Annotated in this window: 19 protein-coding genes; 12 read left to right on the top strand and 7 right to left on the bottom strand. The window is 69.7% G+C overall.

Going from position 1 to position 22,085, the window contains the following annotated elements; translation table 11 throughout:
- The first annotated feature begins 1 nt into the window (after window position 1).
- Window positions 2–664, top strand: a complete 663-nt coding sequence (gene yihA, locus AAHF99_RS15045) for a ribosome biogenesis GTP-binding protein YihA/YsxC (protein WP_342165208.1) — start codon at window positions 2–4, stop codon at window positions 662–664.
- Window positions 661–1,038: a DUF423 domain-containing protein gene (locus AAHF99_RS15040; RefSeq protein ID WP_412759889.1), complete on the top strand. Its 378-nt coding sequence runs from the start codon at window positions 661–663 to the stop codon at window positions 1,036–1,038. Before yihA ends, AAHF99_RS15040 begins: the two co-directional genes overlap by 4 nt.
- Here AAHF99_RS15040 and AAHF99_RS15035 read toward each other — a convergent pair.
- The 6 genes from AAHF99_RS15035 to tpiA all read right to left on the bottom strand — a co-directional run bounded on the left by AAHF99_RS15035 (window position 1,035) and on the right by tpiA (window position 7,218).
- Window positions 1,035–2,552 carry a S10 family peptidase gene (locus AAHF99_RS15035; protein ID WP_342165276.1) on the bottom strand — a complete coding sequence of 506 codons (1,518 nt, stop codon included), beginning with the start codon at window positions 2,550–2,552 and terminating at the stop codon, window positions 1,035–1,037. The two genes, AAHF99_RS15040 and AAHF99_RS15035, sit on opposite strands and share 4 nt — an antisense overlap.
- A 14-nt stretch (window positions 2,553–2,566) precedes the next feature.
- On the bottom strand, window positions 2,567–3,019 hold the full coding sequence (locus tag AAHF99_RS15030) for a DNA polymerase III subunit chi (RefSeq protein ID WP_342165207.1): 453 nt from the start codon (window positions 3,017–3,019) through the stop codon (window positions 2,567–2,569).
- Between the two features lie 73 nt (window positions 3,020–3,092).
- Complete coding sequence (locus AAHF99_RS15025; protein ID WP_342165206.1) at window positions 3,093–4,721, bottom strand: CTP synthase; 1,629 nt, start codon at window positions 4,719–4,721, stop codon at window positions 3,093–3,095.
- Between the two features lie 165 nt (window positions 4,722–4,886).
- Window positions 4,887–5,312, bottom strand: coding sequence for a preprotein translocase subunit SecG (secG, locus tag AAHF99_RS15020; RefSeq protein ID WP_342165205.1), 426 nt, complete (start codon window positions 5,310–5,312; stop codon window positions 4,887–4,889).
- 139 nt (window positions 5,313–5,451) lie between these two features.
- Window positions 5,452–6,366, bottom strand: a complete 915-nt coding sequence (gene ppk2 / locus AAHF99_RS15015; protein ID WP_342165203.1) for a polyphosphate kinase 2 — start codon at window positions 6,364–6,366, stop codon at window positions 5,452–5,454.
- Window positions 6,367–6,456: 90 nt separating this feature from the next.
- Window positions 6,457–7,218 carry a triose-phosphate isomerase gene (tpiA, locus tag AAHF99_RS15010; protein ID WP_243955348.1) on the bottom strand — a complete coding sequence of 254 codons (762 nt, stop codon included), beginning with the start codon at window positions 7,216–7,218 and terminating at the stop codon, window positions 6,457–6,459.
- 196 nt (window positions 7,219–7,414) lie between these two features.
- On the opposite strand from tpiA, the gene AAHF99_RS15005 reads away from it, so the two are divergent.
- From AAHF99_RS15005 to AAHF99_RS14975, 7 genes are read left to right on the top strand one after another with little or no spacing between them, the layout of a single operon-like run.
- A complete protein-coding gene (locus tag AAHF99_RS15005; protein WP_342165202.1) occupies window positions 7,415–9,316 on the top strand; it encodes a peptidyl-prolyl cis-trans isomerase in 1,902 nt (633 codons plus the stop codon).
- A complete protein-coding gene (gene trpE, locus AAHF99_RS15000) occupies window positions 9,316–10,836 on the top strand; it encodes an anthranilate synthase component I (protein WP_342165200.1) in 1,521 nt (506 codons plus the stop codon). Before AAHF99_RS15005 ends, trpE begins: the two co-directional genes overlap by 1 nt.
- Before the next feature lie 59 nt (window positions 10,837–10,895).
- Window positions 10,896–11,510, top strand: a complete 615-nt coding sequence (locus tag AAHF99_RS14995; protein WP_342165199.1) for an anthranilate synthase component II — start codon at window positions 10,896–10,898, stop codon at window positions 11,508–11,510.
- A 32-nt stretch (window positions 11,511–11,542) separates the two neighbouring features.
- Window positions 11,543–12,580, top strand: a complete 1,038-nt coding sequence (gene trpD / locus AAHF99_RS14990) for an anthranilate phosphoribosyltransferase (RefSeq protein ID WP_342165198.1) — start codon at window positions 11,543–11,545, stop codon at window positions 12,578–12,580.
- A complete protein-coding gene (gene trpC / locus AAHF99_RS14985) occupies window positions 12,577–13,446 on the top strand; it encodes an indole-3-glycerol phosphate synthase TrpC (protein ID WP_342165197.1) in 870 nt (289 codons plus the stop codon). The genes trpD and trpC overlap by 4 nt, the downstream gene beginning before the upstream one ends.
- Window positions 13,443–13,931, top strand: coding sequence for a cyclic pyranopterin monophosphate synthase MoaC (gene moaC, locus AAHF99_RS14980; protein ID WP_342165195.1), 489 nt, complete (start codon window positions 13,443–13,445; stop codon window positions 13,929–13,931). Before trpC ends, moaC begins: the two co-directional genes overlap by 4 nt.
- A gap of 11 nt (window positions 13,932–13,942) precedes the next feature.
- Complete coding sequence (locus AAHF99_RS14975) at window positions 13,943–15,172, top strand: molybdopterin molybdotransferase MoeA (RefSeq protein ID WP_342165194.1); 1,230 nt, start codon at window positions 13,943–13,945, stop codon at window positions 15,170–15,172.
- On the opposite strand, the gene AAHF99_RS14970 is transcribed toward AAHF99_RS14975, so the two are convergent.
- Window positions 15,169–16,935: a hypothetical protein gene (locus AAHF99_RS14970; protein WP_342165192.1), complete on the bottom strand. Its 1,767-nt coding sequence runs from the start codon at window positions 16,933–16,935 to the stop codon at window positions 15,169–15,171. The genes AAHF99_RS14975 and AAHF99_RS14970 overlap by 4 nt on opposite strands.
- Before the next feature lie 119 nt (window positions 16,936–17,054).
- Between AAHF99_RS14970 and AAHF99_RS14965 the strand changes: the two genes are divergently transcribed.
- The 3 genes from AAHF99_RS14965 to AAHF99_RS14955 all read left to right on the top strand — a co-directional run bounded on the left by AAHF99_RS14965 (window position 17,055) and on the right by AAHF99_RS14955 (window position 22,078).
- On the top strand, window positions 17,055–18,254 hold the full coding sequence (locus AAHF99_RS14965; RefSeq protein ID WP_342165191.1) for a glycosyltransferase family 87 protein: 1,200 nt from the start codon (window positions 17,055–17,057) through the stop codon (window positions 18,252–18,254).
- 64 nt (window positions 18,255–18,318) lie between these two features.
- A complete protein-coding gene (locus tag AAHF99_RS14960; protein WP_342165190.1) occupies window positions 18,319–19,821 on the top strand; it encodes an NAD(P)/FAD-dependent oxidoreductase in 1,503 nt (500 codons plus the stop codon).
- 145 nt (window positions 19,822–19,966) lie between these two features.
- Window positions 19,967–22,078, top strand: coding sequence for an ABC transporter ATP-binding protein/permease (locus tag AAHF99_RS14955; RefSeq protein ID WP_342165189.1), 2,112 nt, complete (start codon window positions 19,967–19,969; stop codon window positions 22,076–22,078).
- Window positions 22,079–22,085: the final 7 nt, after the last annotated feature.

Below are 22,085 nucleotides of genomic sequence, written 5' to 3'. Positions count from 1 at the left end.
CGTGACCACACCCGATACGACAGACGACGAGACGGCCGGCCTCACCGAGGCCGGCCGTCTGCTGTTCGCCGGCAGCGCCGACTTCTACGCCGCCGCGCAGACCCTCGACCGGCTGCCGCCGATGGAAAGCCTCGAGATCGCCTTCGCCGGGCGCTCGAATGTCGGCAAGTCGAGCCTCATCAACGCCTTGACCGGGCGCAACACCCTGGCGCGCGTCTCGCACACGCCGGGCCGCACGCAGCAATTGAACTTCTTCCGGATCGGCGACCGCCTGTCCCTGGTGGACATGCCGGGCTACGGCTACGCGGCCGTCGAGAAGGCCAAGGTCGAGGCCTGGACGAACCTCATCCATTCCTACCTGAAGGGCCGCGCCAACCTCGCGCGGGTCTTCGTGCTGATCGATTCCCGCCATGGGCTGAAGAGCATCGACACGGATGTGCTCGACGGGCTCGACAAGGCGGCGGTGAGCTATCAGGTCGTGCTGACCAAGGCCGACGCCCTCAAAAAGAGCCAGATGGAGGCCCGCCTCGCCGGTATCCGCGAGGCCCTGGCCAAGCGCCCCGCCGCCTATCCCGAGGTGATCCTGACCTCCAGCTGCGACGATTACGGCGTGGCCGACCTGCGGGCGGCGGTGGCCCGGCTGCTCGCCGAGCGCGGCCAGTGAGGCTGGCGCCGCCGGACCGCGCGCTCGGCGCCTTCGCCTGCCTCTGCGGCCTCCTCGGCGTCGCGGCGAGCGCGGCCGCAACTCATATCCCCGGTGCCGATTCGCTGAAGACCGCCGCGCAGTTCCTGCTGTTCCACGCCCCCGCCATCCTCGCCCTCGTGGCCTTGGGCGCGGCAGGGCTGGTGCGGGCCCCGCTCGCCCGCATCGCGGCCGCGTTGCTTGCCGTGGGGCTCTGCCTGTTCTGCGGCGATCTCAGCCTGCGCGCGTTGGCAGGCCACGCTCTGTTCCCGATGGCCGCCCCGAGCGGCGGCTTCGCCCTGATGGGCGGCTGGCTGCTCGGGATCGTCGCGCTGCTCGTCCCGGCGCGGGCCTAGCGGTCCTTCAGCGCCGCGCCGTAGAGCGCGGCGGCATCCTTGTGGAAGGCCGCCCGCGAGGCATCCCGCCCGTAGAACATGTGCCCGCCGGGATAGACGGATAGGTTGAGCCGGCCGCCGCCGTAGGGGGGCACCTGCGCGATCTGCAGCTTCGACGCGAAGTAGGGCGTCACCAGATCGGTCGCGCCGTGGACCACGAGCACGCGGAATTTGCCGTCCAGCGCCAGCGCACCCTTCAGGGCCGTCAGGGCCTCCGGCGCCTGCCGACGCGAACCCCAATTCCAGCCGCTGTTCACCGCACCGTTCAGCAACTCGTAGCGCATGTTCGGCACCGGCCATTTCAGTGTCCGGGCGTAGAGGTCGAGCATCGCGCTGGTGAGCGGCGCGTGCATCGCCGTGAGTTGCGGATCCTCGAAACGGGACGAGAGCGAATCGGGCTCCGGGTCCCAGCCGGTGATGCCGGTGTCGTAGAGGCTCGTCACCCGGCCGTTGTCGCGGCCGTATTCGCGCTGCACGCCCCGCCCCGAGGGACGGCCCGCCTGTCGGCGCAGGAACTCGCGGTCGAGCCCGGTGAGGGGTGCGAGCCGGTCGGCCATCCGGTCGACGGCCTGCGTGTCGCCCGGCCCTTTCAGCAGGTCGGCGAAATAGGCGCCCGTGGCGTAAGCCTCGGCGTCAGCGAGGGAGGCCGAACTCGGGTCCTTGCCGCCGCGTTCCTGCGCCGTCGCCGCCAGGGAGGGCAGGCGCAGCACGAAGCCCCAGGGATCGGTGCGCGGCCGTTCGAGCGACGCGAAATCGAGGACCGGCGAGAGCAGCACCATGCCCGACAGCCCGACGCCGATCTCTTCCTGCAACTTGGCGGCGATGAGCGGCCCCCGGAAACCGCCGTAGCTTTCGCCGACGTAGAATTTCGGACTCGCCATGCGGTTGTTGACCCGCAGGTAGCGGGCGATCACCGCCGAGAGGATCGACGCGTCCGAATCGACCGACCAGTACTTCTTCGGATCGCCATCGGTGGCGCGGCTGTAGCCGGTGCCGATGGGGTCGATGAAGACGAGGTCGGTGAAATCGAGCCACGTCCCGTCGTTCGGCACGACGGAGACGCCCTGCGACGGGCTGATGCTGTCCTTGCCGAGCGGGAGGCGCCACGGCCCGATGGCGCCGAGGTTGAGATAGGCCGACGACGCGCCGGGGCCGCCATTGATGGCGAAGGTGACGGGCCGCTCGCGGCCCCCTTCGGCGGGGCGGGTGAAGGCGATGAAGCCGATCTCGGCCTGAAGCTTCCCGCTCTCGTCCACGATGGGCAGGCTGCCGGCGGTGGCGGTGAAGTCCAGCTTGCGTCCGTCCGGGAGGGTGAGGCTCTGGCTCGTGACCGAATCGGCCGGCAGGCGCCGGCCTTCGGGGCCGGAGGATTGCGCGCGGGGCGGCGGGCCCTGATGGGCCTCCTGCGCCGCGAGCGGCAGGGGCAGGGCGAGGGTCAGGAGGAGGGCGCCCGCGAGGCGGCCGGCTCTGTGCATCGTCATGGAGGGCGTCACGCCTTCTTGTTCCAGCGGCCGGATTCGTCCTGCTGCCAATAGGCGACCGTGTGGCCCGCCTCCTTGGCCTGCTTCCACTGCTCCCGGGCGCGCAGAAGCGCCTCCTGATCGGTGCCGTCGAACAGGATGCAGATGCGGGCATACGCGCCGGCATCCGCCGGGAGGTCGGCGCCTTCCACGAGGAAGCGGATCGAGGCCGCGTTCGGGTTCGCGTCCTTGAGGGTCAGCACGACGGGCTGGCTCGCCGCATCCGGCTCGCGGTCCGTGCCATGCGGCAGGAAGCTCTCGTCGGCATAGGTCCAGAGCTGGTCGTCGAGGGCAGACAGCCGTTCCTCGCTCGCCGCCTGGATGGCCGCCTGCCAGCCGCGTTCCAGCGACCGCTCGACGAGGGTCGGCAGCACCCGTTCGAGGGGCTGGTGCTGGAGGTGGTAGAACAGGATCTCTGTCACGGTCAGCGTAAGATAGGGCTGCGCCGTCCCTCAGCGAAGGACGGCGGCAGGATCACGCAGCGCGACCGATCCATCACACGAGGCGGCTCTGCTCGATGGCCGCGCCGACGAAGCCCTTGAACAGCGGGTGCGGATCGAACGGCCGGGACTTCAGCTCCGGGTGGAACTGCACGCCGATGAACCACGGGTGGCCGACATGCTCCACCGTTTCCGGCAGCAGCCCGTCCGGCGAGAGGCCGGAGAAGCGCAGGCCCTTGGCCTCCAGCCGCTCGCGATAGGCCATGTTGACCTCGTAGCGGTGGCGGTGGCGCTCGGAGATACGCTCCGAGCCGTAGATCTGCGCGATCTTCGATTCGGGGTTGAGATGTGCCTCGTAGGCGCCGAGCCGCATCGTGCCGCCGAGATCGCCCTCCGCCCGGCGGCGTTCCAACTCGTTGCCGCGCAGCCACTCGGTCAACAGGCCGACCACCGGCTCGGCGGTCTCGCCGAACTCGGTGGAGTTCGCCTGCGGAATGCCGGCGAGCGAGCGCGCCGCCTCGATCACCGCCATCTGCATGCCGAAGCAGATGCCGAGATAGGGAATCTTCTTTTCGCGGGCGTAGCGGGCCGCGCGGATCTTGCCCTCGGCGCCGCGCTGGCCGAACCCGCCCGGCACGAGGATGCCGTTGAGCCCTTCGAGGAACGGGGCCGGGTCCTCACGCTCGAACACCTCGGCCTCGATCCACTGCAGGTTCACCTTCACCCGGTGGTTGATGCCGCCATGGGTCAGGGCCTCGATCAGCGACTTGTAGGCGTCCTTCAGCCCCGTGTACTTGCCGACGATGGCGATGGAGACCTCGCCCTCCGGGTTGCGCACCCGCTCAGCGATGGTCCGCCACCGGGCAAGATCCGGCTCGTCGCCGTGCTCCAGGCCGAAATGGCCGAGCACTTCCCGGTCGAGCCCGGCGGTGCGGTAGGAGAGGGGAACCTCGTAGATCGAGGCCACGTCGCGCGCCTCGATCACCGCCGTCTCGCGCACGTTGCAGAACAGGGCGAGCTTGCGCCGCTCCTCCACCGGGATCGGTCGGTCGCAGCGGCAGAGCAGGATGTCGGGCTGGATGCCGATGGAGCGCAACTCCTTCACGGAGTGCTGCGTCGGCTTAGTCTTCAGTTCGCCCGCGCTGGGGATGTAGGGCAGCAGCGTCAGGTGCACGAAGGCGGTGGTGCCGCGCGGCAGTTCCTGGCCGAGCTGGCGGATCGCCTCGAAGAAGGGCAGGCCCTCGATGTCGCCCACCGTGCCGCCGATCTCGACCAGCACGAAGTCGAACGCATCGTTCCCTTCGAGGACGAAGTCCTTGATGGCGTTGGTGACGTGCGGGATCACCTGGATCGTGGCGCCGAGATAGTCGCCCCGCCGCTCCTTGGCGATGATGTCCTGATAGATGCGGCCGGTGGTGATGTTGTCGGCCCGCGAAGCCGGCACGCCGGTGAAGCGCTCGTAATGCCCGAGGTCGAGGTCGGTCTCGGCGCCGTCGTCGGTGACGAAGACCTCGCCGTGCTGCGTCGGGCTCATCGTGCCCGGATCGACGTTCAGGTAGGGGTCGAGCTTGCGCATCCGCACCCGGTAGCCGCGGGCCTGAAGCACCGCGGCCAATGCCGCCGAGGCGAGCCCCTTACCGAGGGAGGAGACCACGCCGCCGGTGATGAAAACGTACCGCGTCATGGGCCTCGATCCATAAAGAAGGCAGCCGCGTTTGCCAAACGGAGAACCGTCGCAGACCGGCGGTGGCTGGGGATGAAACGCGAAACGGCCGCGGGTTCGGAACCCGCGGGCGTATCCGTGCGAAACTCGGGCGAGACGCGGGCCGTGAACGACCCGCGCAAGACGTCAGCGCGACTGCGGCGCGGTCGGGACACCGGATTCCGGCGCTGGCGAGGCGGGCGCCTGCTCGGGCGCCCGGTCCTCCGCCCTGCGCAGCGTGTCGAGGAGGTTGTCCGCCCCCGCCGGAGCCTTGGCGGCCGGAGCGCCGGGCACGGCCGGGGCGCCCGTGTCGAGGATCGACTTCGGCGCCGCCGTCCCGTGCGACATGACCGCGAGGGTCATGCTGGTGACGAAGAACATGGCTGCGAGAATCGCGGTGGCCCGCGTCAGCGCGTTGGCCTGGCCGCGGCCGGTCATGAACCCGCCGACGCCGCCCCCGCCGCCCCCGCCGCCCCCGCCGAGGCCAAGGCCGCCCTCGGACCGCTGCAACAGCACGACGCCGATGAGCGAGAGGACGATAAGAAGGTGGACGACGATCAGGACGGTCTGCATCGGGGATCCGGTTCACTCGCCCACGCCGACCGGGTGCGGTCTAGGCAGGGGCGCGGGGCGGCGTCCGGCGCCGCTCCATCGAGAAGCACCGGGCCTTACACTATGCGGGCGCCAGCGCCAACCACGCCCGCGTCGCGTCTCAGTAGCGATCCGGCACGTGCATCTCGGGCGGGATCGGCGCGCGGAGGTAATCGGCGTGCCGCACCCGCGCCGGCAGATGGACCGGCGGGTGCTCCACCTCGCCGTAGGGGATCTGGCCGAGGAGGTGGCTGATGCAGTTGAGCCGCGCCCGCTTCTTGTCCACCGCCTCGACGACCCACCAGGGCGCCTCGGGGATGTGGGTGCGGGCCAGCATGTCCTCCTTGGCGCGGGTGTAATCCTCCCAGCGCCGCCGCGATTCGACGTCCATCGGCGAGAGCTTCCACTGCTTCAGCGGATCGGTGATCCGCATGGTGAAGCGCAGGGCCTGCTCCTCGTCGGTGATCGAGAACCAATATTTCAACAGGACGATACCGGAGCGCACCAGCATGCGCTCGAACTCCGGCACCGAGCGGAAGAACTCCTCCACGTCGGCCTCGGTGCAGAAGCCCATCACACGCTCGACGCCGGCCCGGTTGTACCAGGAGCGGTCGAACAGCACGATCTCACCCGCCGCCGGCAGATGCGCAGCGTAGCGTTGGAAGTACCATTGCGTCCGCTCGCGCTCGTTCGGCGCGGGCAGCGCCGCCACGCGGCACACGCGCGGGTTCAGCCGCTGGGTGATGCGCTTGATGACGCCGCCCTTGCCGGCCGAATCGCGCCCCTCGAAGATGACGACGACGCGCAGCTTGTGGTGCTGGACCCAATCCTGCAGCCGGACCAGTTCGTGCTGAAGGCGCAGGAGTTCGCGGAAGTAGAAGCGCCTGTCGAGCGCCCCGTGGCTTTCGGCCGGGCCGAGGGCGTCCAGGCGGGATTCCTCGAGATCCTGCTCAAGTTCCTCGTCGTAGCTGTCGAGGATCTCCCGGCGGATCATCTCCACCAGGGCGGGATGGGCGGAACTCAGATCCTCGGACATGGGGCGCTTTCGGACGGGACTCTCCCGCCCTCAAGACCAAGTCAGTGTGACACCCATGCGAAGCCCGGGGCGTGGCGCCCCGGATTCGTCTCAGGCGTAGGCTTTGCAGATCCCCAGGAAATCGTCCGCCACGAGGCTCGCACCGCCGACCAAAGCGCCGTCGACGTTCTCGACGGAGAGGATTTCGCGGGCGTTGCCGGGCTTCACCGAGCCGCCGTAGAGGATGCGGATCTTGTGCGCTTCCTCGCCGGCCAGCTTGTCGAGCATGTCGCGGAGCGAAGCGTGGACCTCGGCGATGTCCTTCGGCGTGGGCGTGCGCCCGCTGCCGATGGCCCAGACGGGCTCGTAGGCGATCACCGTGTCGGCCGATGTCGCGCCCTTGGGCAGGCCGATGGCCAACTGCGCGCGCACGATGTCCAGGGCGCGGCCCTGCTCGCGCTCCTCGATGGTCTCGCCGACGCAGATGATGCCGCAGAGCCCGGCGCGGCGGGCGCCGAGCGCCTTGGCGTGGACGCCGTCATCGGTCTCGTGGTGGTAGGCGCGCCGCTCGGAATGGCCGACGATCACGTATTTCGCCCCGAGGTCGGCCAGCATCTCGGCCGAGATCGAGCCGGTGAAGGCGCCGCTCTCGCGGGCGTGCAGGTTCTGGCCGCCGATGGCGATGTTGGACCCGTAGGCCGCCGCCACGCAGGACCCGATCAGGGTCGAGGGCGGGCAGATCAACACGTCGATCCGGGAGCACAGATCGGGCGACAGGCCGTCGCGAATCTGTTCCACCACCGCGATCGAGGACCGCGTGCCGTTCATCTTCCAGTTGCCAGCGACCAGGGGCCGCCGCCCGCCCTGCGTCATTCCCCGCCCCACTCCTCACCGCTGCGTGATCCGGCGGCCGTACCAGAGCAAGCTTAGGCGCGCAAACCGCGCGCGAGCCCTTTCCCCACGCGGCGCGCGGGGATGGTGACGCGAGCGAGCCTTTGTTTCACCGCGCGAATGGTCTATCGCGAGCCGCGACGAAGCATTTTCCAGACCGGCGTTTCCAAGACACACCATGCTGCAGGGCATCCGCGCCGCCACCGAGCACTGGCTCGGCAAGATCGTTTTGGCGATCATCTTCTCGCTGCTGATGTTCGGCATCGGCATCTACGGCGTCGAGGATCTGATCCGCGGCGGCGGGACGAGCTCCGTCGCCACGGTGGGCAACACCAAGATCTCGTCCGAGCAGGTTCGGCAGGCCTACCAGAACCAGCTCGAGCGCTATCAGGTGCAATTGAAGCGCGCCCTCTCGCCCGAGCAGGCGCGGGCGCTCGGCCTCGACCGGCAGGTGATGTCGCAGCTCATCACCGAGGCAGCCCTCGACCAGAAGACCCGCGACCTCGGCCTCGCCGTGCCCGACAGCGCCGTGCTGCGGGCGATCCACGAGGAGAAGTCGTTCCAGACCGCGCAGGGCCAGTTCGACCCTCAGCTTTTCTACCAAACCCTTCAACGCGCCGGCCTGAACGAGCAGCGCTTCGTCAACGAGCAGCGCTCGGTGATCGCCCGCATCCAGTTGGCCGAGGCGGTTTCCGGCGGGATCAGCGTGCCGACGGCCCTCCGCGAGTCGGTGCATCGCTACACGACCGAGCGGCGAGCGGTGTCCTTCCTGTTCCTGCAGCCCTCCGATGCCGGCCAGATCCCGGCCCCGACCGACGAGGAGCTGAAGACCTGGTACGAGGGCAACAAGGACAAGTTCCGCGCCTCCGAGTACCGCACGGTGAACTTCCTCGTGGTCGATCCCGAGACGGTGGCGCAGTCCGAGCCAGTCTCGGACGAGGACGCGCGTAAGGCCTACGACCTCAACAAGAGCCGCTACGGCAGCCCCGAGAAGCGCACCATCCAGCAGATCGTCTTCCCCGACGCGGCCTCGGCCGAGGCGGCGCGCAAGGAGATCGAGGAGGGCGCTAAGACCTTCGATCAGGTCGCCGAGGCACGCGGCACCAGCGGCAACGAACTGACCCTGGGAACGCTCTCTCGCGACGAATTGTTCGACAAGACCGTGGCGGAGGCGGCGTTCAGCCTGCCCGAGGGCGGCGTGAGCCAGCCGGTGAAGGGCCAGTTCGGTCAGGTGTTGCTGCGCGTCACCAAGATCGAGCCCGGCACGGTGAAGCCGTTCGAGGAGGTCTTGGGCGAGATCCGCAAGTCCCTCGCCCTGCAGCGGGCGAAGGACAAGATCGAGGACATCCGCGACGCCATCGAGGACCAGCGCGCCAGCGCCAAGTCGCTCGCCGACATCGCCGCCGAGCGCAAGCTCAACCTCGTGGCGGTGCAGGCGGTGGACGGCCAGGGCAAGGCGCCGGACGGCACCCGCATCGGCACCATCCCCGATGCGGACACGACCCTGCCGGCGGTGTTCCGCGCCGAGATCGGCGGCGACAACGAGCCCCTGCGCACGAAGAGCGGCGGCTACATCTGGTACGACGTCACCAAGATCGACGGCGCCCACGACAAGCCGTTCGACGAGGTGAAGGACGCGGTGAAGGCCGGCTGGATGCAGGCCGAAACCGCCAAGCGCCTCCAGGCCAAGGGCCGCGAACTGGTCGAGAAGCTCGACAAGGGCATGAGCATCGAGGACGCGGCCAAGGAAGTCGGCGTGAATCCGCAGGAGACGTCGGACCTCGCGCGCAACCAGCCGAAGGACATGCTCACCGCCGACGTGGTGAACCTGATCTTCGCGACGCCGGTGGGTAAGTCCGGCAGTGCGGCGTCGGGCGATTCGCGTGCCGTGTTCAAGGTGACGTCGGCGACGATGCCGGCCTTCGTGGCCGACAGCCCCAGCGACAGGACCGTCACGCAGAACTTCCAGTCGGCCATCGCGGACGACGTGCTCTCCCAGTACATCACGGACGTGCAGAAGAACGCTGGTGTGAAGGTCGATCAGGCGGCGCTCCGCAAGGTCTTCGGCGGCGAGTACTGATGTCGGACCTGCCCGATTTCGACGCCTTCCGGGTCGCCTACGAGGCCGGGCGTCCGAGCCTGATCGAGATCGCCCTGGTGGCCGATCTCGAAACCCCGGTCGCGGCGTTCATGAAGCTCCGCGCCCGGCATGCCGGGCCCGCCTTCCTGCTCGAATCGGTCGAGGGCGGGGCGGTGCGCGGGCGCTACTCGATGATCGGGCTCGACCCCGATCTGATCTGGCGCTGCCGCGACGGCGAAGCCTCCCTTGCGCGCCAACCCGATCTCACCGCGTTCGAACCCGATGAGCGTCATCCCCTCGCGAGCCTGCGCGGGCTGATCGCCGAGAGCGCCATCGGCGCCGACGAGGACCGCGACCTGCCGCCGATGGCGGCGGGGCTGTTCGGCTATCTCGGCTACGACATGGTGCGCGCCATGGAGCGCCTGCCGGCCCCGAACCCGGATCCGCTCGGGGTGCCGGACGCGATCCTGATGCGCCCGCGCCTGATGGTCGTGTTCGACTCGATCCGCGACGTCATCACCGTCGTGACGCCCGTTCGCCCGGCCGAGGGAACCTCTGCCCGTGCCGCCTACGAGGCCGCTCTCGCGCGGATCGACGGCGTCGCGGCCGCCCTGGAAAGCCCGCTGCCCATCGAGGCGCGGATCGATCTCGCGACGGTCGCCGCGCCCGAGCCGGTTTCGAACACCACGCCCGAGGAGTTCGCCGCGATGGTCGCGCGGGCGAAAGAGTACATCGTCGCGGGCGATGTCTTCCAAGTGGTGCTGTCGCAGCGCTTCGAGGCGCCGTTCACGCTGCCGGCCTTCGCGCTCTACCGCTCGCTCCGCCGCACGAACCCGGCGCCGTTCCTCTGCTACCTCGATTTCGACACCTTCCAGATCGTCTGCTCGTCGCCGGAAATTCTCGTGCGGGTGCGCGAGGGCGTCGTGACGATCCGGCCCATCGCCGGCACCCGCCGCCGGGGCGCGACCCCGGCCGAGGACCGGGCGCTTGCGGAGGAACTGCTCGCCGATCCCAAGGAGCGGGCCGAGCACCTGATGCTGCTCGATCTCGGCCGCAACGATGCCGGGCGCGTCTCGCGGATCGGCAGCGTGCGCGTCACCGATCAGTTCTTCATCGAGCGCTACAGCCAGGTGATGCACATCGTGTCGAACGTCGAGGGCGACCTCGACACGCGGCACGATCCCCTGGACGCGCTCACCGCCGGCTTTCCGGCGGGTACCGTCTCCGGCGCGCCGAAGGTACGGGCCATGGAGATCATCGACGAGCTGGAGAAGCAGAAGCGCGGGCCCTACGCCGGCTGCATCGGCTATTTCGGCGCGGGCGGCGAGATGGACACCTGCATCGTGCTCCGCACCGCCGTTGTGAAGGGCGGGCGGATGCACGTCCAGGCGGGCGCGGGCATCGTCTACGATTCCGACCCGGCGTCCGAGCAGCAGGAATGCGTCAACAAGGCGAAGGCGTTGTTCCGCGCGGCGGAAGAGGCGGTGCGCTTCGCGGCGCAGGCGCGGCGCGGGCAATAGCGCGCCATTGACCCGCCCGCCCCGACGCGCCACACCGCGCCAGGGTTCGGATCCGCGCCATGTCCAAAGTCCTCGTCATCGACAATTACGACAGCTTTACCTTCAACCTCGTCCATCTGATCGGCCCGCTCTGCGACACGATCGAGGTGGCGCGGAACGATGCGCTGTCGGTGGCCGACATCCGCGAGAAGGCGCCGGACGCGCTGGTGCTCTCGCCGGGCCCGTGCAGCCCGAACGAGGCCGGCATCTGCCTGGACGTGGTGCGCGACCTCGCGGGCGAGATCCCGATCTTCGGCGTGTGCCTCGGGCTGCAGGCCATCGGACAGGCGTTCGGCGGTGACGTGGTGCGCGCGCCGATCCCGCTTCACGGCAAGGTCTCGACCATCCGCCACGGGGCGAGCGGCCTGTTCCGGGGCATCAACGACAGTTTCGAGGCGACGCGCTACCACTCCCTGGTGGTGGACCGGGCGACCTGCCCCTCGGCGCTCGCCGTGACCGCCGAGGCGGATGGGCTCATCATGGGCCTGCAGCACGAGGCGCTGCCGGTGCACGGCGTGCAGTTCCATCCGGAGAGCATCCGCTCGCAGCACGGCGCGGAGATCGTGAAGAACTTCCTCGATCTTGCCAGGGCCTGGAACGCGCAGCGTGACAGGCCCGCCGCCGACGTGCATTGACGCCGGCAGCCCCGCTTCTCGCGACGATTCCGATGGACAGCTTCAGACCGCTTCTCGCCAAGGTCGCCGGGGGCCAGCCCCTCGAGCGCGCCGAAGCGCGTGCGGCCTTCGACCTGCTTCTGTCGGGGGAGGTGACGCCCGTCCAATCCGCCGCCTTCCTCACCGCCCTGAAGATGCGCGGCGAGGATGTGGAGGAGATCGTCGGCGCCGCCGAGGCGATGCGGGCGCGGATGGTGCGCGTGACGGCGCCGGCCGGCGCGGTCGATGTCGTGGGGACGGGCGGCGACCATTCGGGCAGCGTCAACGTCTCGACGCTCGCCGCCATCCTCGTCGCAGCCTGCGGCGTGCCGGTGGCCAAGCATGGCAACCGCGCCGCGACCTCGCGCTCCGGCGCGGCCGACGTGCTCGCGGCGCTCGGTGTGGCGCTCGGGCTCGATCCGGCGGGGCAGGAGCGCTGCCTCGCGGAAGCCGGCCTGTGCTTCCTGTTCGCTCAGACCCATCACGGCGCGATGCGCCACGTGGCGGGGGTGCGGGCCGAGTTGCCGGTGCGGACGATCTTCAACCTGCTCGGGCCCTTGTGCAATCCGGCGGGCGTCACCCGCCAGCTCTTCGGCGTCGCGGATGGCGCCCGCGCCGAGCCCCTGACGCGGGTATTGGCCGAACTCGGCAGCGAGCGGGTCTGGACCGTGCACGGGTCGGACGGGCTCGATGAGATCACCGTCACCGGCCCGACCGGCGTCGTCGCGCTGGAGGACGGCCGGATCACGCGGTTCACCATCGATCCGCGCGATGTCGGCCTGACCCTGCGCGCCCCGGAGGAGCTGCGCGGCGGCGATCCGGCGCACAACGCCAAGGCCCTCGAAGCGGTGCTCGCTGGCGAACGAAACGCCTACCGCGATATCGCGGTTGTCAACGCGGGCGCGACCCTCGTCGTCGCGGCCAGCGCCCGGACCCTGGCGGATGGGGTCGCCCGGGCGCAGGATGCCATCGATACCGGCGCGGGCCGTGCCACCCTCGCGCGTCTGGTGCGCGTGTCGCAAGAATGCTCGAAGGGGCAGGAGAGCCGATGACCTCGCTGACGCAAGAGGCCACGCCCGACCCCGCCGCCGAGGCGCCCGAGCGGCCGAACGTGCTCGCGCGGATCGAGGCGTACAAGCGCCGCGAAATCGCCGAGGCGAAGCTGCGCGTGCCGCTGGCGAAGCTTGAGAAGAAGGTCGCGCAGGCCGACCCGCCGCGTGGCTTCGCGGCGGCGATCCGCGCCCACCGGGCGGAGGGGCGCACCGCCCTCATCGCCGAGGTGAAGAAGGCCTCGCCCTCGAAGGGGCTGATCCGCGCCGATTTCGATCCGGCCACCCTCGCGGCGGCCTACGAGAAGGGCGGCGCCACCTGCCTCTCGGTGCTCACCGACGAGCCGTCCTTCCAGGGCAAGCCCGATTACCTGATCGCCGCGCGGGCGGCCTGCCGCCTGCCGGTGCTGCGCAAGGACTTCATGTTCGAGCCGTATCAGGTCTACGAGGCGCGGGCCTGGGGGGCCGATTGCATCCTGGTCATCATGGCCTGCCTCGATGACGACGAGGCCGCCGCGCTTGTCGAGACCGCGCACGACCTGAAGATGGACGTGCTCGCCGAGGTGCACGACGAGGCCGAACTGGCCCGCGCTCTGCCGCTCGGCACCGCCCTCGTCGGCGTCAACAACCGCAACCTGAAGACCTTCGAGGTCTCGTTCGACAACGCCTTGCGGCTGAAGCCCGGCATCCCGGACGACCGCATCGCCGTGGCCGAGAGCGGCATCGGCAGCCATGCCGACGTGGAGACGTTGGCGAAGCACGGCCTCGACACGGTACTGGTGGGCGAGAGCCTGATGCGCCAGGGCGACGTCACCAAGGCGACCCGCGCGCTGCTGTTCGGGGACACGGGCAAGAAGTCCAAGGCATGAGCGAAGGACTCACCCATCTCGACGCGTCCGGCGCGGCCAACATGGTCGATGTCACCGACAAGCCCGCCACCACCCGCACCGCCTGCGCGGAGGGGTGCGTGGTGATGCTGCCGGGAACCCTGGCGCTGATCCGCGAGGGCGACGCCAAGAAGGGCGACGTGATCGGCACCGCCCGGCTCGCCGGGATCATGGCGGCCAAGCGCACGCACGAACTCATTCCGCTCTGCCACCCGCTGCTCCTGTCGAAGGTGCGGGTGGAGTGCGAGGAGGATGCGAGCCTCCCCGGCCTGCGCCTCACCGCCGAGGTGCGGGTGCAGGGGCCGACCGGCGTGGAGATGGAGGCGCTGACCGCCGTCTCGGTCGCGTGCCTCACGGTCTACGACATGGTGAAGGCGGTGGATCGCGGCATGCGCATCGAGGGCATCCGCCTCCTCGCCAAGGATGGCGGGCGCTCCGGCGCCTACAGGGCAGACGCAGCAGAGTGAGGCCGACGCCGATGAGCGGCTTGATCCCCGTCGCCGAGGCGCTGTCCCGCATCCTCGCCAGTGTCGCCCGGCCCGTCGAGGCGGAGAGCGTGCCCCTCGCCCGCGCCGCCGGCCGGGTGCTCGCGGCGCCGGTCGCGTCCACCCGCACGCAGCCGCCGTTCCCGGCCTCCGCCATGGACGGCTACGCCGTGCGGGCCGCCGATGCGGGCGCGGTCGGCGCGCGCCTCACGTTCGCCGGCACCAGCGCCGCCGGCCACGGCTTCTCGGGCACGCTCCAACCGGGTGAGGCGGTTCGGATCTTCACCGGCGCCCCGGTGCCGGAGGGCGCCGACGCCATCCTGATCCAGGAGGATGCCGACGCCGAGGGCGACGCCGTCCACGTCCGCGAGGCGGTGGAGCAGGGCCGGTTCATCCGCCGGGAAGGGCTCGATTTCGCGGCGGGGCAGGTGCTCCTCGCTGAGGGCATGACCCTCGACGCGCGCCGCCTCGCCCTGGCGGCGGCGGCAGGGCATCCGCGTCTCGACGTGCGCCGCCGTCCGCGGGTCGCGATCCTCGCCACGGGGGACGAGTTGGTCGAGCCCGGCGCGACGCCGGCCTGGGACCAGATCGTCGCCTCGAACAGCCTCGCGCTGGCTGCCCTCGCGGAGGAAGCCGGTGCCGAGGCTATCGATCTCGGCATCGCCGCCGACGATCACGCGGCGCTCGAAGCCGCCTTCCGCCGGGCGCGCGAGGCGAAGGCCGATCTGCTCATCACCCTCGGCGGCGCCTCGGTGGGCGACCACGACCTCGTGCAGGCGGCGCTCGCCCGCGAAGGGCTCGAACTCGGCTTCTGGCGGGTGGCCCTGCGGCCGGGCAAGCCGCTGATGCACGGCCGGCTCGGCGACATGCTGGTGATCGGCCTGCCGGGGAACCCGGTCTCGTCCATCGTCTGCGGGCTGCTCTTCGTGGTGCCGGCGATCCGGGCGATGCTGGGCGATCCGCAGGCGGGGGCCGACCGTACCGAGCCGGCAACGCTCGGGCGCGACCTGCCGGCCAACGATGGCCGCGCGGACTACATGCGCGCCGGCCTCACATCGGAAGCGGGGCAACTGCCCGTCGCCACCCCCGAGAACCGGCAGGATTCGTCCATGCTCGCCGTGCTCGGCCGCTCGGAAGCGTTGCTCGTCCGCGCACCGCATGCCCCGCCCGCGAAGGAAGGCGAGCCGTGCCGGATCATCCGGCTCGACCGGCGGCTGGTCTAGGGCGTCACCCGCCAGATCTTCAGTGGTCCCTGCGAGGGCTCGGGGCGCAGCCACGCCGCGCTCGTCTCGCCGCGCGTGAGCCGCGTGGCGAAGGCGGTCTCGGCCTGAAGGTCGTCCGCCGGCCGCGTCGGGCAGGTCACGAGGTAGGTCGCGCCCTGCGAGGCCGTCGCCCGGCGCAGATCCGCCTCGGTGCCGCCGAGCCCTTCGAGGGAGGCGGCGATCTGCGGCACCGCCCGGTGATAGGGCGCGGCCACTATGGAATGAGCTGTGTTCAGCAGGATCGACGGCCCCATGAAAACGGGTGCCAGCACCGTGCCGCGCGGCAGGATCGCGAGATCCCGCAGGGCGGTGTCGGTGAGGCAGACCCTGGCGCCTTCGGGGTCCTTGGCGGTGCGCGTCCAGGGCAGCAGCGTCTCGCCGAGGACGGCGGGCGCGATCCAGACGGTGCTGACGAGGCCCGCGGCCGTCACCGCCGACAGTTTCTTCCAGCGGAAGCCGGGCGAGCCGAGCGCCCGGTCTATGAAGCCTCCCGCCACGAGGGGCACAAGGCCGCTGGCGACATAGAGGCCCCGGACTTCCATCAGCCCCATGACGAGCCCCGGCCACAGCAGCATCGCGGCGACCGCCCATTCTCGCCCGCGCCGCGCGAGGCAGGTGGCGGCGAGCGTCGCGAGGATCAGCACGGGGTAGAAGACCAGCCCCTCCCACTGGCCCCGGGCGATGAACGTCGCCGCGCTGGTCATCTCATTGACCTTCAGCAGCCAGTGATCGCGCACCACGGCCGTCATGCCGGTGAAGGGCCCCGCGAGGCAGACGGGAAACAGAGCCGCGAAGCCCGCGACCACAACGAGGCCGAGCCCGGCCACCCCGGCGAACCGCGCGGCGGGATGCGCCAGCACCCGGTCGAGGCCCGCGCAGGCCAGGGTCAGGGCGAGCCCGCCTGCCGCGAGCATCAGCCACGGCGGCGACAGGGCATCGCAGGCGGTGATGCCCCAGCGGGCCGGATCGGTCTGCACGCCGAACAGGATCGGGGCCGTCAGCCCGAGCCCGAGGCCGAAGCCGACGAGCGCAGCCAGCGCCGCCCGCCCGCGCAAGCACCAATCTCCGCAGAGGAACAGCGCCCCCACCGCCACGTAGGGCAGCCCTTCGAGCCCCACCGCCATCGAGGCGGCGGCGAGCATCCCCGCAACGAGCCCTGCCCGGCCACCGCCCCGCATCAGCGCCAGCGCCATGGCGAGGATGATGGTGAGTTGCAGCCCGTGGTGATCGACCCGCCCGGCGGAGAATTGCACGGTGACGCCGACGGTCTGCGTCGCGACCACGAGGGCGATCAGCCCGGCCCGGTGTCCGAAGGTAGCCCCGGTCCCGCGCATCAGCACGACGGCGTAGAGGCCGAACAGCGCGATCGGCCCGAAGGCGGCGGCGAGGCCGACCGCCATGCCCTGGCCGGTGAGGGGGGTGAGAAGGAGAATCAGCCCGGCCAGCGGGGCATCCACGAGCCGCGACCAGTGGCTGACGATCCCGGCGGGCGGCCCGAAGCGGTACTGGACGAGATCGAACCAGCCCTGTCCGTTCAGGAGGTCGCGCACCTCCACGAGGCGCATGGCGTCGTCGGGATCGGGCACGCGCAGATGGTGGACGACCATGCCGATATCGGCCGGCGCGATCATCGTGGCGAAGCCGAAGACCGCCAACAGCCAGAGAAGGACCGCCGGGGTGATGCGCCGCGCGGGCAGTTCGGCCGGCGAGGCTCGGTCCGGCATCGTCGTCTCGTCTCCCCGCCCGGAGGGGGCGCCGGGCCGCGCCTCAGGATGAAGCATTGTTGGGTTAACCAATCGTCAGCCGTTGCTTCCTAGGGTTGTGCCCGCGCGGAGCCGACCTGATGTTCACACCGACATTGCAGCGACGGGAGATCGCGATCCTCGTCGGCGGCGCGTTCATCTCGGCGCTGTCGTGGCTCGCGATGCAGCCCTGGAACATTCATGGATGGATGATCGGCGCGCCGCTCGGCCGCGACTTCGTGAACTTTTGGATGGGCCCGCGTCTCGTGCTCGCGGGGCAGGAGGCGATGCTCGGCGACCTGCCGGCCTACGGCGCTGCGATCAAATCCATCTTCGGGCTCACGCGCGATCCCGGCCTGCTCTTCGTCTATCCGCCGCACGCGATGCTCGTCTTCGCGCCGTTCGCGCTCATGCCCTTCGCGCCGGGCGTGTTTCTCTGGACCGCCCTGAACCTCGCCGCGCTCGCTCTGACGACGCGAATGCTCTTACGCGGCGCGCCGCTCCTCGGCCCGGCGCTGGCGGTGTGCCTCTCGCCGCCCGCCGTGGCGATGGTGATGTATGGACATTTCGACGGCTTCCTGGCGCTCGCCGCCACGGTGGCCCTCACCCAGGCGGGGCCGCGCCCGGTGCTCTCGGGGCTCTGCCTCGCTTTCCTTTCCATCAAGCCGCAATTCGCCGCCGCCATCGGGCTGATGCTCCTGCTCAACGGGTACTGGCGTTGCCTCGTCGCGGGCGCCATCGCGACGCTCGCCCTCGTCGGGCTCTCGGTGGCCGTGTTCGGCATCGACGTGTGGAGGATCTTCCTCACCGTGCTGATGCCGGTGCACAGCGCGTTCATCACCGAGTTCAACGCCAAGATGATCGAAACCTCGGTTTCGGCTTACTTCGCAGCGCGCTTCTCCGGCGTGCCCGGCAACGTCGCCTGGGCGATCCAGGGGGTCGTGAGCGCGGCGGCGCTCGCCTTCGGCGCGAAGGCGCTCCGCCGTGGCGCAGGCGAGCCGGGTACGCTGGCGGTCATCCTCATCGCTGCTTTGGCGATGCAACCTTACGTGTCCCACTACGACCTCGCCATCGCGGCGCCCGCCGTGACGCTCCTCGTCCTTGGGCGTGCGCCGGGCGCAGCGCCGTTCACGGTGGCGGCGTGGGTGCTGATGCCGTTGGCGCGCATCCTCATCGTGTTCGATCTGCCGATCCTCGGCATCCTCGTGACGGGCTCCCTGTTCGCACAGGCAAAGCGTCTGTTCCGGCAGGAAGATGCACCGATCATTGATGTTGGCGGCCTTGCGGCAGCGAAGTCTTAACCCTGCCCGGACATGAATCGGGCGGACGCGCGCTGACATGTATCGATCCGGGCCGGAGCGACTGATGAGTCATCACACCGAGACGCTGGTGATCGGCGCGGGGCCGGCGGGTCTGACGGCCTCCTACCTGCTGTCGAAGCACGGCCACGCGGTGACGGTGCTGGAAAGCGACCCCGCGCAGGTCGGCGGCATCTCGCGCACCGTCTCGCATAACGGCTACCTGTTCGACATCGGCGGCCACCGCTTCTTCTCGAAGTCGAAGGCGGTGGTGGACCTGTGGGACGAGATCCTTCCGAACGACTTCATCGAGCGCCCGCGCCTGTCGCGGATCTATTACAACGGCAAGTACTACGCCTATCCGCTCAAAGCCTTCGAGGCACTGAAGAATCTCGGCCTCGCGACGAGCGCGGCCTGCGTCACCTCCTACCTCTACGCCCGCGCGCGGCCGGTGCAGGAGCCGAAGAACTTCCACGAATGGGTGCGCAACCAGTTCGGCGAGCGCCTGTTCTCGATCTTCTTCAAGACCTACACTGAGAAGGTGTGGGGCATGTCCTGCGATGCGATCTCGGCCGATTGGGCGGCGCAGCGCATCAAGGGGCTCGATCTCGGCGCGGCGATCCTCGACGGGGTGAAGCGCTCCCTCGGCCTGCGCAAGCGCCAGAAGGCCGGCGGCCCGGTCATCAAGACGCTGATCGAATCGTTCCGCTATCCGCGTCGCGGTCCCGGCATGATGTGGGAGGCCGCCGCCGCCAAAACGCAGGCGCAGGGCGGTAAGGTGCTCCTCGACCGCCGGGTCGATTCGCTGTCCTACGACACGGGCACCGGCCTCTGGACCGTGTCCGCGAAGCGCGGCGACGGCAGCCGCGAGACCTTCACCGCCAAGCACGTCATCTCGTCGGCGCCGGTCCGCGACCTCGTGAACGCCATCCGCCCGCGTCCGCTCAGCACGTTCAACGCGCGGGCGCTCGCCTATCGCGATTTCCTTACGGTCGCGCTCATCGCCAAGTCCGACAGGAACTTCCCCGACAACTGGATCTACATCCACGACCCGTCCGTGAAGGTCGGCCGCGTGCAGAACTTCCGCTCGTGGTCGCCGGAGATGATCCCGGACGAGGCCCATACCTGCCTCGGCCTCGAGTATTTCTGCTTCGAGGGCGACGGGCTCTGGACCGCCTCGGACGCGGATCTCGTGGCCCTGGCCAAGGCCGAGATCAGCCGCATCGGCCTGATCGACCCGGCCGACGTGGTCGATGCCTGCGTCGTGCGCCAGCCGAAGGCCTACCCGGTCTACGACGAGGATTATTCAGCCCACGTCGCCACCGTGCGCCGGGAATTGCAGCGGGATTACCCGACCCTGCACCTCGTCGGCCGCAACGGCATGCACAAGTACAACAACCAGGACCACGCCATGATGACGGCGATGCTGACCGTCGAGAACATCCGCGCCGGCACCCGCCTGCACGATGTCTGGCGGGTCAACGAGGACGCCGAATACACGGAAGCGGGGATTTCCGGGGCGCAGGACGCGCTCGGCAGCGAGCGTCTGGTGCCGCGCAAGGTGGCCTGACGCGCCAGCGACATAACCGCCGAAACCGAACCTGTCCGAAGTTTCACGCGACAGGTTCCTCCCCTGCCGCTATCTCGCCACGTCCCGCGGCCATGTCCGCGGGTCCCGTCCGTCCGCGGTCGGGGGGACGTGAAGGGAGATGGGTGTGGCGGCGATCAGGACCGGACTCGGTATCCAGGCCGTAGTGACCGCGCTGTGTGCGCTGGTCCTGCTGGCGTTCCCCGGCGTTCCCAGCCCCCCGCTCTACGTCTCGCTGGCGGGCTTCGCGATGGCCGCGATCCTCGTCGCGTCGAACACCATCTCGGCCTATCTCAAGGTCTTCGTCTCGGTCTACGGCGTCGGCTATCTGCTGCTCGCGGGATCGCGGGCGCTGGCCGAGGCGGGCGTGCTGCCGCCGTTCCTCGCCGCCCTCCTACCGCCGGCTTTCGCGGCGACCGGCGCCGTGGTCTTCGCCGGCATCGTGCTCGGCATTTCCTATCTCGAACCTATCCGCGCGATCACGATGATCGCCGATCCGTATTTCGCCAACCGTGACGCACCGACCAAGGAAATCCGCCTGTTCAGCTGGTTCGGCAGCACCGAGGGGCGCATCGGGCGCAACCTCGTCGCCCTGTCGATCTTCGTGAACTTCGCCGACGTCGCGCTGACGCTGCGGTTCAACTTCTTCTACCGCGACATGTACAACTCCCTGCAGGAGTACAACGCGGAAGCCTTCTGGCATCAGCTGCTGTGGATCTTCGTGCCGCTGGCGGCGCTGAACATCGCCATCGGCATGTTCGACCTGTTCGTGGATTCCTCCCTGCTGATCCGCTGGCGGACGTGGCTGACGCACAGCCTCACTGGCCGCTGGCTGGGGGAGGGCACCCATTACCGCATCCCCTTCACCGACGAGGAAGCGGACAACCCCGACCAGCGTATCCAATCGGACGTCGATGCCTTCATCCGGCAGACGGCGAGCCTGTCGATCCGGCTGCTGAGCCAGGCGGCGCAGCTCGTCTCATTCATCGTCATCCTCTGGACGATCTCGAAGGACTTCGTGCTGCCCTTCACCGATACGGTCGTGCCGGGCTTCCTCGTGTGGCTCGTCATCGCCTACGCCGTGGTCGGTACGTGGCTGACGCACCTCATTGGCCGCCCGCTCATCGGGCTGAACTTCCGCCAGGAGCGCGTCGAGGCCGACTTCCGCTTCTCGCTGGCCCGCAACCGCATCTATTCGGAGCAGATCGCCCTGCTGAGGGGCGAGAAGGCCGAGGCCAGCCGCCTCTCCTCGCTGTTCCACATGGTGGTGGCCAACTACACCGGCATCATCTTCCGCCGGATCAAGCTGATCGCCTTCACCTTCAGCTACCGGCAGGCGAGCGTCATCTTCCCCTATCTGATCGCGGCGCCATCCTTCTTTGCCAAGAAGATCACGCTCGGGGCGCTGCAGCAGACCGGCAACGCCTTCGGTCAGGTGCAGACCTCGCTGTCCTTCTTCGTGGACGCCTACACCACGCTGGCGGCCTACAAGGCCAACACGATTCGTCTCGGCTCCTTCCGCCGGGCGATGACCAAGGCCGAGGCCATGGCGACGACCGGCGGCGGGCTCATGCAGGGCAACGCCACGTCCGGGGGCGTCACCGCCACGGGTCTCGCGCTTGCCTTGCCGGATGGGCGCGAGATCGTCGCCGCCGACACGCTCTCGCTGCCGAAGGGCGTGGCGACCCTCGTCACCGGCCCCTCGGGCTCGGGCAAGTCGACGCTGTTCCGCGCTATCGCCGGCATCTGGCCGTTCGGCCGGGGCCGCATCGACGTGCCGGCCGGGCAATCGGCCCTGCTCCTGCCGCAGCGGCCCTACATCCCCCTCGGGACGCTCCGCGATGCGGTGGTCTATCCGAACGAACGGTCACGATTCTCGGATGGCGAAATCCGGCAGGCGCTTACCGACGCGCAATTGCCCGGCCTGATCGACAAGCTGGATGAGGACGACGTGTGGGAGCGGCGGCTCTCCGGCGGCGAGCAGCAACGTCTCGCCATCGCGCGGGCGCTGCTCGCCAAGCCGGCGTGGCTGTTCCTCGACGAGTCGACGGCCTCGCTGGACGAGCCCTCGGAGGCGAAGATCTACCGGATGCTGCGCGAGCGGCTGCCGGAGACGACCATCGTCTCCATCGGCCACCGCTCGACGCTGGAAGCCCTGCACGACCGCAAGGTGGTGCTGGAAAAGGAGGGCACGCATTTCGTGCCCCGCGAGTCCATGCAGGCGATGCCGGCGGAGTGATCCGCCC

Source organism: Methylobacterium litchii, from assembly GCF_038442315.1.
Taxonomy (GTDB): Bacteria; Pseudomonadota; Alphaproteobacteria; order Rhizobiales; family Beijerinckiaceae; genus Methylobacterium; species Methylobacterium litchii.
This window is presented reverse-complemented; position numbering and strand designations above follow the sequence as displayed.